Origin of the sequence: Cohnella sp. (assembly GCF_041641335.1) — a bacterium.
Lineage (GTDB): Bacteria > Bacillota > Bacilli > Paenibacillales > Paenibacillaceae > Cohnella.
Genome location: NZ_JBEPYQ010000143.1, coordinates 1 through 12,797, shown reverse-complemented (window position 1 = coordinate 12,797; position 12,797 = coordinate 1). Strand labels below are relative to the sequence as shown.

Genomic DNA, 12,797 nt, shown 5'->3' with positions numbered 1-12,797 from the left:
ATATATACCAAATGGACAAAGACTGCCTGATTAGCGGCCCCATGAGTTTTTAGCCCATGGCCGGAGAGGCTTAATTTCTGACAATTCAGACTCTTTGTCATGTCAGTGTTTATGCAACGCTACTGACTTTACAACATTTAATCTGTCGAATTCTTCTATAATAAAAACAAAGAGGAGTATGTCCCTAAACTATATTTAAGGAGTCAACAAATGATACCATCCTGTTGGGGAAGAAAAAGTGTTCACCGTTGATTGCAGAGATGTTATTTTAAGAGAATTTATAATTGCTGATTTAGACAGGTTTCATGCTTTAACCTGGCAATCTGAAATAAATGAATACTTACCAGGATGGAACGTATCTAAAGAGCAGCGGGAAGATTGAACGGGAACATCGGTGAACTCCGTCTTCGATTGGGAATTATATTAAAAGAATCCGGGGAGTTTATCGGTTGGTGTTGTACTGGAATAAAGGACGAATTGCCACCTCCAAATCGAGAGATAATGTTTGCAATATCTAAAGATCATAGAGGTCAGGGGTATACTACTCAAGCGGCTCAAGGGATGATCAAGTATTTATTTGAGAACACGAACGTCGAGGTGCTTAATGCAATTGCTCTTTTACGCAATATACCGTCAAATAGAGTAATACAAAAATGCAGTTTCGAATTTCAAAATATCATTGAGATATATAACGAGAAGTACAATTATTACATGCTGAGTAAAAGCTCAAGGGAAATAATGTAGTTCGCTAATCGAACGGGAAACAAGAGCTCAGTTCAAACTTCATGAGGTTGCCGCATCATCCCGCGGATGGACCTAAGGTCCGTTCTCCGAACACATCTTAACCAGAACATTGCAAAAAGGAGAGTCTCTCTAAATGGGCAGAGCGATAAATGATAGTTTAATAGAAGCAGACATCGTTTCGTTGCAGTTGGCGATGGAATCAGGCGAGTTAACGTCGGAGGATTGCGTTCACTGGTATTTGGATCGGATCGAACGGCTCAATCCGAAGCTGAAAGCGGTGCTGGAAGTCAACCCGGACGCGATCGCGATCGCGGTGGCGCTTGACGCGGAGCGGTGGGAACGCGGATCTCGCGGACCTCTTCACGGCATCCCGATCTTGCTCAAGGACAATATTGATACAGGTGACCGCATGCATACTAGTGCCGGTTCTATCGCTCTTGCGGAACATTTCGCTTTGACGGATTCGGCCGTGGTAGCGCAATTAAGGGCTGCGGGAACTGTGCTCCTCGGCAAGGCAAACATGACGGAATGGGCGAACTTCATGTCGAGCACAATGTGGGCGGGGTATAGCTCCAGGGGTGGACTGACGCTTAATCCATACGGTCCCGGCGAGTTGTTCGTGGGTGGCTCAAGTTCGGGTTCCGGCGCGGCGGTTGCCGCGAATCTGTGTACCGCCGCCATTGGCACAGAAACTTCGGGTTCAATCATCAGCCCGTCCGCACAAAACAGCCTCGTCGGCCTAAAGCCGACTATTGGGCTCGTCAGTCGTAGAGGCATCATCCCGATTACGCATAGCCAAGATTCGGCCGGTCCGATGACGCGTACGGTCAGGGACGCTGCGATCTTGCTCGGCGCCATGACTGCGGCGGATCCAGAAGATGCGGCCATGCAAGAGAATGGGCGAATAGCATATACGGATTATACGCATTTCTTAGACTCGAACGGTTTGCAGGGCGCGAGAATTGGCGTTCCGCGGCATTATTATCGAGGATTGGATGAAGCCAGGGCGTCAATTATCGAGCGGGCGATCACCTTGTGCAAGGAACGCGGGTCAATCGTCGTCGACCCGGTATCATTGCCATGCGAGAGTGCGAAGTGGGACTGGGACGTGATGCAGTTCGAATTTAAAAAAGGGCTGAACGATTATCTCGCCAAAGCAGGTTCCGGCGCTTCCGTTCGGACATTAGATGAACTCATCGCCTTTAACGAAGCGAATCGCGACGTCGCGCTTAAGTATGGGCAAGACACGCTGATCTGGTCGAATGGAACAAGTGGCACATTGTCTGAACCGGTGTATGCCGAGAGTTTGCGCCTTAACCGTGAGATATCCCGAGACCGAGGCATTGACCACGCTATCCGCGAGTATCAGTTGGACGCGTTGCTGTTCCTAGGCAACGAAGAAGGGCTCGATTTGTCTGCGCGCGCGGGGTATCCTGCCATTACCGTGCCGGGCGGGTACGCGGAGACAGGAATCATCGCTGAAGGCGGCTATACGACCAAAGGGCCACAGGGAATCACATTCGTCGGAACCGCCTACAGCGAGCCTTTGCTTTTCCGACTAGCCTATGCCTACGAACAAGCGAGCAAACATCGATTTGCGCCGACTGATCCAGTCTAGTCTCGAATTCCGTCCTTAGAGGAATAACAGAAACGATACTTTAACGAAAGCGGGCTTGCCGACATGCAACGGCAAGCCTGTTTCCGCTAACGGGCAGTTATGCGTAACTTCTAGGGAATGTAAACGTCTAAATAAAGTAAGGAATGAGGAGGCAGACAATTCATGGGAGGAACAAATGTATGGGATGCGGAGTGGGAGGTTAACGAAGAGCAGGCACGGACGCTGATCGGCAGACAATTCCCTCAGCTGTCATCGAAGCAAGTGAAGCGAGTGGGCTGGGGCTGGGACAATACGGTTTTTCTCATCGATGACGAGTACGTGTTCCGGTTTCCAAGAAGGACGATTGCAGTTGGGATTGCAGTTGGCTCGATTCGTATGGAAGGGAAACTGCTGCCGAAGCTGGAGGCATATATGACCATCCCCTATCCGAAACCGTTGTTTTACGGCGAAGCAAGTGACGAATACCCGGCACCATTTCTAGGCTATGCCTACGTGCCAGGAGATTTCCCCATCGGTTTGACGGAAGAACGCCGCGCTTTATCGGCAGAGACGCTGGCGAAATTTTTGCGGAGATTGCATGAGTTTCCAGTACAGGCGGCGCTGAAGTGCGGAGTTCAGCAAGATCATCGAAGCTTGACGGACATAGCATCGCGCAAAGTGAAATTGGAGGGCTTTCTATCGAAGGTGGTTGAACACTTGTCGCCGGAGGAGTCCGGTGTGATCGAAGCTTATATTAGCAGGCTGCAAACGGACCGTGTTGAGGCGGTGAATGCACTGCTACATGGCGATCTTCATTTCAAAAATATGCTTGTGAATGAGAACGGGATCGTTTCCGGCATCATTGATTGGGGCGATCTGAGCGTAGGACATCCGGCTTGCGATTTGAGCGTTGCTTACAGCTTTTTACCACCTTACGCTCGCGGCGTGTTTTTCAAAACTTACGGAGGAGTGGACGAGGAAACGAAGCTGCTGGCGCGGCTGATCGCGGTATACATCCCCGTACTGATCTTGATGCAAGCGGTCGATGACGGGAATGAAGCGATTGCGGCAGAGGCGAAATCCAACATCATGCGGGCACTGTCGGATTAGGCTCATTATTTCGTTGCAGCTATGGGTGGAATCCATACCCGAATTATCGTGTTCATGCCTATTCATGCATGCAGATCGCGCAGTTCGGATACACTTATAAAACTGCTGCATCTGTCGGAAAATCGCTGAGGTTGCTATCGAACATTATAACAACCAACTTCGTGGCGGAAGGGGAATTCTATGGATAACCTCATTAATCTAAAAGTGATGTCTTACAACATACGGCACGGAAAAGGTTTAGATGGGAAAGTCAGTTTGAGACGCATAGCGGAAGTGATCACTAAAACCCAATCAGATGTTGTTGCATTGCAAGGGGTGGACCGTTTCATGCCCCGAAGCGGATTTCGAGATCAACTGAAAAAGCTGGCTAAACAGCTCGGGATGCACGCTTGTTTCTCCCCAAGCATAAATCTTATCATGATTCAATATGGAAACGCCATTTTAAGTCACTATCCGATAATTTCAAAAGATATTCAGTATATTGGCGGGTCTAAAGAGAGAAGGAGTGTCTTAATCGTAAAACTTCAAATTAATGAGTGCGTGGTTACAATAGTCAATACCCATCTGGGGGCACACATGAGCGAACGTATAAAACAGAACTCGGTTCTTTGGAGCGTTTTAGAGAAACTAGAACAACCGACGATCCTGGCCGGAGACTTTAATATGGAGATGCACGATTCTTTCATGAAACGGTTGAGCTCCCGATGGAAAAAAATAACTCCTCAGAACAACTTGCCTACAATGGAAAATGGTACGGAGATCGATCACATCTTTGTGAACATGTCGATAGAACAGGCCACAGCAAAGGTTATTCCTTATGACGCTTCGGATCATTATCCGGTCATTGCAGAAATTCGCTGGTAGTAACCTAAAGACATATGTATAAAATACTGGTTTTGTGAAAAAGTGATAAGATTTAATTGGGTTACATAATAATCATTATGTAATCCTGTACGGGCTTCGGATCCGTTCTTAAGCTTAATTAAAAGTTACTATGCTTTGTGACAGCATACTTATTTCTTTTCTCTCTTACTGTTACGAGGCTAAGTCCTTCTGAAAAATATTCTAACCTCTGAATTTCGAATTCACCCTTTGGATTTAGATAACCCCATGTCTTTCCAAGTTTGACTGGGGCCAACTGATCATAATAATCCTCGGCGTCATTGAATACGGTGTCTATAATGATTTCTCCAACCTGATTTATGTATCCGAATTTATTTCGCTTCATTATAATTGCAAATCCGTTGTGAAAATCACTCGCATAAGCAAATCGCGGTGTTATCACGATTTCACCTTGGTGATTAATATAACCGATCTTACCATTAACTTCTATTGAAGCAAGCCCTTCAGAGAAGCAAATATAACGATCAGATATCGGATCGATTACATATTCGCCAGTTGCGTTGATACATCCGTACTTACCTGATGAGTGGTGTTTAACAGATACAATACCATCTCTGAAGTGCATCGCATCAACATAAACCCTTTTGTGGATAAATTCCCCATGAACATCGATGAATGCTATTCCACCTGCACTGCCTTCAGATACGGCTACGGCGGCGTATCCTTCTGAAAAGTCGTAGGCATATTCAAATCTAGGAGGAATAACTACGTTTCCTTGCATGTCTAGATAGCCAAACTTACCATTAGTTTGGAACAGTGCACGGCCATCATTAAAATTTCCTACATTTAAAATGTTCGTTTCCAGAACCGTTTCACCAGAACAAGAGATGAATCTTGTCTTATTATCAAGTCTAACAGCAGCTATACCATTTCTAAAGGATGTTGCATTATCGTATATAGGCGGGATCACCTGGTTGCCCCCAAGGTCGATATACCCATGCAAAATAAATCACTCCTATGATTTCATTGAAATCAATAAAATAGATTACGGTGTCGAATTTCTTAGCCGGTTTACTAAATTATGTTCGTCATGGTCCGAATAGTCGCTATCTTCAAATGCTTGTTGTATTAAATGATAGACTTCGTTAGCATCTTCATTCTTTTCTTGTCTAATGAGGATATGCAATATTTAACCCCCTTAATTGTAGAAATAATAGATCCATCTCGATCATTTCTTCTATAGTATACTCTAAAAAAGAGAGAACCTCCCTCTATTCGGCTATGAAATCCAAATAAAGGGAGGTTTTTTATTTTATTCTATGCGAAAAGGTTCTCTGTCCCCGTGACCGGAAAATTAACGACGCTCTCCGGACCCCGTGCAGAGCAATTGGCCATCGAAGGACCGCCATTCCCCGGCAGCCAGCTCTACCTGAACCGTCCGGTTTCCAAAGCGCAGCCGCGTCTTGATCGGAGACTTCGCATAGACGGTAGCCTCCGTTAAACGGCCGTTCTCCCATGCCGCGGACACTTCAACATTGCCTCTTGCCCGCAGACCCGAGAAGCTGCCGGCAGACCAGCTGTATGGAATCGCCGGCAGCAAGTGAATGTCTCCCGCATGGCTTTGCAGCAGCATTTCGCCGATCGCGGCCGTGCCGCCGAAGTTGCCGTCGGCTACGAAGATGTACGTTTCCGCTCCGGCGATGCCCGGCTTCGAGAATGTCAGCAGATTATCGAAGCAGAGCTCTCCGACCAAGTATGCGAGCTGCTTGCAAGCTTCGTCGCCGTCCATCAGACGGGCGCGGCCGGCGGCGAACAGCGCGAGCGTGAACTCCACGTCTTCGAGACCCGATGCGCGCTGGCGGTTATCCAGCGTCTTGCGAACCGCGGCCGCAAGCTCCGGCGTGCCGTCCGGCGTAATCTCGTGACCGGGATACAGTCCATACAGGTGGGATAAATGACGGTGATCCGGCTGCGCCTCTCCGTAGTCTTCCAACCATTCCTGCAGCTGGCCGAGACGGCCGACCGCAAGAGGCGGCAGCTTGTCCAACGCCACGCGCAGACGTTCTCGAAGTTCCGCGTCCTCGTCCAGCTTTTCCGCCGCTTCGGCGCAGAAGTCGAACAGCCTCCGAACGAGCATCGTATCCATCGTCGAGCCCATCGACATCGTACGGGACTGTTCCGGTTCGCTAGCCGGGTAAAAGCTGTTCTCAGGCGAGTTCGAAGGACCGGTCACCAAATATCCGTTCTTCGGATGCACCGTCATGTAGTCGAGGTAAAACTCGGCTGCTCCCTTCAGAACGGGATAAGCGCGATCCCGCAAGTAAGCGTCGTCGAGACCGAATTCGTAACGCTCGATCAACTGCATGGCCAGCCAGAGTCCGCCGGTTGCGTTGAGTCCCCACGAATAATGCCAACCCGGCGCCGCGAAGCCCCATGCATTCGTAAATACGTGCGCCACCCAGCCGTCGCAGCCGTAGAAATCTTTGGCTGCCGCCTTACCGGCTTCGGCCAACCTCTCCAGGAACGCCAGCAGCGGTTCGTGAGATTCGGCCAAATTGGCCGTCTCTATCGGATAGTAATTCATCTCTGTATTGACGTCCAAATGATAGTCGCAGCTCCAGGCCATGCGGTTCGCTTCTCCGTCGTTCCAAATGCCCTGCAGGTGCATCGGCAGCCGCGAATCCTCCCGGGATCCGGCGATCGTCAAGTAGCGTCCGTATTGATAGAACAGCGCGAACAGCTGCGGATCTTCGGATGCTCCGCCTTCGCGCAGCAGCGCCAGACGACGATCGAGCGGCAGCAGCTCCCTATCGGACGAACCCAACTGGAGCGATACCCGTCCGTACAGTCGGCGATAGTCCGAGACATGAGCTTCCCGCAGCCCGTCGAACCCAAGCTTGGCCGCCTTCGCGACTCGCTGCGCCGGTTCGTTCGCCCAATCGACTCCCGATCTTCCGTAATCCGTCGATACGGCCAGAATGACTAAAGCTTCGTCCGCATCCCGGACGATCAATCGTCCAGTCTCGATACGAAGCGTACCGCCCGTAAGGCGAAGCCCCACCCTTCCCCGAGCCTCGACGCCGCATTGGCCGTCGCTGTGCATGTTCTCGGTCGCCTTGCCGGCGAAGACAAGCGCGTCTCCGCTGTCTGCAGCGGAGACGGAGAACGTCTCCGTACTGCCGACGATATCCAGTTCGAACGATAATCCGCCGCTCTGACCCGCGCGGATACGGGAGACGATAACGCCGTCCGGATGAGACGCGAACATTTCCCGCTCGCAGAGACGTCCGTCCGCATCGTACGAGGCGCGAACGATCGCTTCCTCGAGATCCAGCTCCCGGGAGATCCGCTCCCCCGCGCGCTCGAATCGAAGACGAACCTCGCACAGCGGCATATTCGTGCCGAAATTTCCTTTGTCCGGCTGCAGCAGCTCCGATACGAGCCGTTCGCCTTCCTCGTAATCGTCCGCGAAGAAACGTTCCCGCATTCTCTCCAAGTCGCGCTTGCCGCCGGATCGGCTTGGCGTCCGTTCGCTTTTACCGGACCAATACGTCGTTTCCGTTACGCTCCAGATTTCCGCTCCCTCATCTGCCTGAACGACGGCCCCGAGGCTTCCGTTGCCGATGGGAAGTCCTTGCGTCCATCGCCTCGCCGGACTGTCATAGATGAGCTTCATAGTCGTTTCCGCCCCTCGTATTCATTGTATAAATAATCCGCTATTTTGACTCTATCGGCTTTTCATAAAGTCGCATACATCGTATCATTATACTTAGAACATGTATTTATCGAAGCATCCATCTATTGATCAAATAATCCGGTAAATGAATGACAGATAAGTAAGGCGCGGGAGGCGGAACATGAACAAAAAGCTGACGGAAATGACCCCGTACGTCGGAGATTACATGCCATATTTGTACGACGGGAGTTCCAACGAAGGGCTGCGTACGTGCAACGTCTACGCGATCCATCTGTTTCCGGAAGGACCGGGCGAAATGGAGGTCGACGGCAAGCGGTATCCGATCCACAAGCGGACGCTTGTTTTTCTGCGTCCCGGGCAGCCCCACGCTTTCCATATCTCCCCTCGCCAGCCGCTGTCCTCCTACAATCTGTATTTCGATCTCTGGGAACGAGACAATCCTCGTTCGCTGAACCGTACCTTTTACCGTTACCCGGAAAGATACCAGCTCCACACCGGCACGCCCGAGCTGCGCTGCGACGAATTGGACGCCCTGCCGAGCGTATCAACGCTGCAGCCGTTCCCGCTGTTGTTCGACCTGTTCCAGACGATCGCCAAGCAATTCGACGAGCTGAGTCTATACCGCGCGGAAGCGATCAACAGCCTGTTCTATTCCTGGATGCTCAGCTGGCACAACGCGCTGCATACGAGGCAGCCGAGCGATTACCGCATCGTCCGTCTGCTCTCCAAGCTGGACGCTCATCCCGAGCTGCGCGAGCCCGTTGCCGACTGGTGGAAAAGCTGCGGACTTAAGCGAACCTATTTCCACGAGCTGTTCCTGCGCGAAACCGGACTCACGCCCAAAGCGTACCAGCACAAGCAGCTCATGCGGCGAGCGGCTCATCTGCTGCAGGAGAGCGACGCCAGCATCACGGCGATTGCCGAGAAGCTGGGTTACCCATCCATTCATCCGTTCAGCCGCCATTTCAGCGCTTATTACGGAACAAGCCCCCGCCAATTTCGCCTGAGCCCCATACCTCGACATCGATGAAAATAGAAGATGCATCTATCTCCCGGAGACAGCGAAGGAGATAGATGCGTTTTGTTGTCAGGACAGAATTATTCGCACAGCTTACGGTGTGTAGCCGCGCCCTGATGGTTCGGGTCGAGCGCCAAGGCGGCGTCCAGTTCTTCCTTCGCCCGATCGTAACGGCCGAGCCCGATCCATCCCAATCCCATCATATAGCGGCAGTGAATTTCATTGCGCTTGTTGAGATCGTCCTCGAATACGAGGAAATCCGGAAGCGATACGGCGAAGTAGTCGAATTTCACGTCGTCGAACAGATGCTTCTCCCCGTATTCGATCAGCTTGTTGAAGCGGCGGCGCGCCTCCGAGTCGTTGCCTAGCTTCTGCCAAGCCATGCCCTGGTAGAAAATCATATCGGGCGGTTGATCGTTGTAATACATCGCGCTTGTCGGTTCCTCCAGCCCCTGGGAAGCGACGGCGAAATGCTTGCGCGCTTCTTCCGGCTCGTTCATTCCCAAGTAGGCGCAGCCCAGGTAATAGTAGATATTGTTCTCTTGCGCGCCGGACAGCTTGCCTTCCCCCAGATTTTCCGGGTAGACGAGCGCTTCCCTCAACAGGCCGGCCGCCTTCTCGAAGCGCCCGTCCTCCATCTCGCGCTTGGCCCATTCGACGCGAGACAGGACGTGCTGTCCGGTCGTTTTGCCTTCTCCGCCTTCCCACGGATGGAATTTGCGGACGGCAAGCGCCGCTGCGGCTTCTTCATGGCGTCCGAGCGCGTTCAGCAGCGCCACGCGTTCCAAATATAAGTCGTCCCGTTTTCCGACCAATTCGGCATTCTCCTCCAGCTTCAACACGCGCTCCGCAGCCGGACGGCCGAGCTTCTTGTACAGCTGATCGAGCTCGTACAGCACGCGGGCGTCGTCGGGATCGCAGGCGAACGCCGTCTCCAGCAAACGCAGCGCCGCTTCGGCGTCCCCCAGCTTATTGTAGTAAGCAAGAGCCAAATTCCGATGCACGGTGGCAAAGCCGGCGCAGGACGAACGAACCGCCGCTTCCCAGTTCGCGATGGCCTCTTGGTGGCGCCGCTTGTCGTACAGCCAGTTTCCGAGATAATAGTGGGCATAACCGTCCGTCTCATCCGCGCGAATCGCACTTTCCAGCGCCAACAGCTCGAACAGCGTGTTCGGGAAACAGTAATCCGGCTTCGCCGATCGTCCCGCCGCGCGGTGCTCGGCAGCTTTGGCGGAATCGCCGGCCCTCTCGTACAGGTAGCCGAGCGCGTAATGCACCGTCGGATACGCCGACGCCCCCGGTCCGGACAGGCGCAACAGCTTCGTCAGCACGCCGATCGCCTCGGCGCACAAGCCGGCTTCCGCATAATCCGCGGCCAGGTTCATATAGTTGTGCGCATCGTTCCTCATCAGCCGAGCCAATTCCGCCTCGGCATCTTCCGCCCGCGCGCTGTCGCCGAGAGCGGTCAGTGCCAGTCCGCGCTCCCAAGCCGATCCGAAATCGAGCGTATCGAGAGCGATCGTCTCTTCCGCGTAGGCGACCGCCTTGGCCAGCCTTCCCAGCTTCCGCAGAAGCGCAGCTCGCAGATGGCGGGCCTTGTAGTTGTGCGAATTGCGCACGAGTCCGCGGTCGACCAATTCGAGCGCTTCCGCGTGGTTTCCGAGTCCGGCGGCGATACGCGCCAGCGAGAAATAGCCCGCGTCCTGCCAAGCCGACGACCAGGTCGCCTTGTAGAACGCCGCGAACGCTTCCTCCAGGCGGTCCTGCAGCTTCAGCGCCAAGCCGAGCTGATACAGCGCTTCGCTGTCGTAAGGGTTCGGATTGCGCCACGTCAGCGACTTCACCGCGGAGCGGAAGCCTTGTTCTGCGTCGGAGAACAGTCCTCTTCGCAGCAGCAGCGTGCCGTATGCGACATTAATCCGGATGTCCGAAGGATCGCGCTTCAGCCCTTCGAGATAATAGGCTTCCGGCTCGAACGTGGCATGCCGGTACTGCTCCAGATGCAGGCCCGCCAAGTACAGCTGCTCGTTCGTCCGCAGCTCCTCGGGAGCCGGCAGCGGCTTCGCGGCCTCCGGCACTTGCTCGATCGACGGCTTCGCCGGGCGGTACGAGATCAGCGTGCGGCCTTCCCGATCGCGAACGGCTACGATCAAGTCGTGCGCCCGATCCTCTTCGTCGAGCGGCACAATCGACTTGAATGTCGACGTCGGCGACAGCACGACGGTCTCCAGCAAGTAGACGCGCTTGCGCCCGCGAAGCTCGACAACCGCGTCCGCGAATACGCTCGTCGCGTAAGCCATAACCGTCGCCTGCCGGGTCGCTTCGTCCACCTCCAGGTTGACCGCCGCGTCGATCGACGCGTTTTTCACGACCCCGATTTCCTTGTAAGGCATGAAATACTGCTTAAACGACTTCTCCTCGTAAGGCGCGAGCCAGGTGAAATCCGGTTGGTTATCCGTGTAGACGCCGGTCATCAGCTCGATGTACGGTCCGTCCTGGTCGGTCAGATTGCGGTCCCACGCCTGGCCGAATTCGCCGTTGCCCCACGTCCACTGCTTCTTCCCCGGAGAGACATGGTGATTCGCCACGTGCAGCAGCCCGGCACGAACGCCGTGATCGTAGCCGCCGACGAAGTTGTAGTCCGACTTGTACGCCATATAAGAGGTCGGGACCGGAATGTTGCGGTAGCGCGATATATCGACGCCCTCGGAGTAGTCCTGCTTGTAATAAGTGCCGGTCGCGATCGGAAAACGGGAAACGTCCCGCTTGCCGTGGTCGAACACGGCAGTGACGTCGGGAGGAAACACCGATTGCGTATGATCGTTGACAGCTACGGCGGGGTTGGCCCACCAGAGGAACGTCTGGGGCAGCGACGTGCGGTTGTACAGCTGCGCCGAGATCTCGAGATAAGCTTTGCCCGGATACAGCGTGAAGCCCGTCGTCACCTTCGTGCCGTACATGCGGTCGATCTCGCTCACCCATACCGTCGCGCTTCCGTCGTCGTTTTCGGCCAACCGGTATTCTACCGGACCGTAAGTGTTCGGCCGATGGTGCTGCGGCCAGTTGAACTCGATGCCCCCGGAAATCCACGGCCCGGCCAACCCGACCAGCGCCGGCTTGATCACTTGATTGTAATAGACGAAGTCGTAATCGTTCGTCTTGTCCAGCGCCCGGTAGATGCGTCCGCCAAGCTCCGGCATCACTTCGATGCGCACGTATTCGTTCTCAAGCACGACGATCCGGTACGTCTGCGCCTGCTTGTCGTCCATGATCTTGTCCACGACGGGATGCGGATACACTTTGCCCGAGCTTCCCTGATACACCCGTTTCTCCAGAAACATCGGATTGCGGTCCGGTTCCCCGATGCCGTAGGTCGGAATATCGACCAGCCGTTCCTTGATCGTAACGGTCATGAAAATATCACTCCTTATCGAATCTGTATCTCTAATGTACGCCGTAAACCTTTGCAGGCCAATCGACGGAATTCGGTTTATGATGGAGGATATTCGGATTTTGTAGTCATAACTCTCCTGACATATCGATCATACTCAGATTGAAATGAACGATTTTCTGAAAAAAATCATGAAAAAAGCGGCGGACCGCGCGTGCCGCCACCCGAATATTGTCTTCGTACTATGCGCGGCCCCGGCCGCTTAACGTTGAGGCACTTTTTTGCACTATCCATGCATCAAACCTCACATGACAACACAGGGATCAACCATAATCCAATATTGTGATTGGATCTCATATTTTTCCATACCACTCTCTTCGCAGTAAGCCAAAAAATC

Annotated in this window: 7 protein-coding genes and 1 pseudogene; 5 read left to right on the top strand and 3 right to left on the bottom strand. The window is 53.2% G+C overall.

Features of this window, described 5'->3' with window-relative positions; translation table 11 throughout:
- Window positions 1-238: 238 nt before the first annotated feature.
- The 4 genes and pseudogenes from ACESLM_RS29105 to ACESLM_RS29090 all read left to right on the top strand — a co-directional run bounded on the left by ACESLM_RS29105 (window position 239) and on the right by ACESLM_RS29090 (window position 4,315).
- Window positions 239-744 (top strand): annotated as a pseudogene (locus ACESLM_RS29105) (GNAT family N-acetyltransferase).
- A gap of 133 nt (window positions 745-877) precedes the next feature.
- Window positions 878-2,362: an amidase family protein gene (locus ACESLM_RS29100; RefSeq protein ID WP_372637867.1), complete on the top strand. Its 1,485-nt coding sequence runs from the start codon at window positions 878-880 to the stop codon at window positions 2,360-2,362.
- 162 nt (window positions 2,363-2,524) lie between these two features.
- Window positions 2,525-3,451, top strand: a complete 927-nt coding sequence (locus tag ACESLM_RS29095; protein ID WP_372637864.1) for a phosphotransferase — start codon at window positions 2,525-2,527, stop codon at window positions 3,449-3,451.
- 180 nt (window positions 3,452-3,631) lie between these two features.
- Window positions 3,632-4,315, top strand: a complete 684-nt coding sequence (locus tag ACESLM_RS29090; RefSeq protein ID WP_372637861.1) for an endonuclease/exonuclease/phosphatase family protein — start codon at window positions 3,632-3,634, stop codon at window positions 4,313-4,315.
- 118 nt (window positions 4,316-4,433) lie between these two features.
- On the opposite strand, the gene ACESLM_RS29085 is transcribed toward ACESLM_RS29090, so the two are convergent.
- Both ACESLM_RS29085 and ACESLM_RS29080 read right to left on the bottom strand, forming a co-directional pair.
- Window positions 4,434-5,297 (bottom strand): WG repeat-containing protein, encoded by an 864-nt coding sequence (locus tag ACESLM_RS29085; RefSeq protein WP_372637858.1) that lies wholly within the window; start codon window positions 5,295-5,297, stop codon window positions 4,434-4,436.
- A 351-nt stretch (window positions 5,298-5,648) separates the two neighbouring features.
- Window positions 5,649-7,970, bottom strand: coding sequence for a glycoside hydrolase family 95 protein (locus ACESLM_RS29080; RefSeq protein ID WP_372637856.1), 2,322 nt, complete (start codon window positions 7,968-7,970; stop codon window positions 5,649-5,651).
- Between the two features lie 181 nt (window positions 7,971-8,151).
- Between ACESLM_RS29080 and ACESLM_RS29075 the strand changes: the two genes are divergently transcribed.
- A complete protein-coding gene (locus tag ACESLM_RS29075; protein WP_372637853.1) occupies window positions 8,152-9,021 on the top strand; it encodes a helix-turn-helix transcriptional regulator in 870 nt (289 codons plus the stop codon).
- A 68-nt stretch (window positions 9,022-9,089) separates the two neighbouring features.
- Here ACESLM_RS29075 and ACESLM_RS29070 read toward each other — a convergent pair whose 3' ends face one another.
- A complete protein-coding gene (locus ACESLM_RS29070) occupies window positions 9,090-12,422 on the bottom strand; it encodes a DUF5107 domain-containing protein (protein WP_372637850.1) in 3,333 nt (1,110 codons plus the stop codon).
- Window positions 12,423-12,797 lie beyond the last annotated feature (375 nt).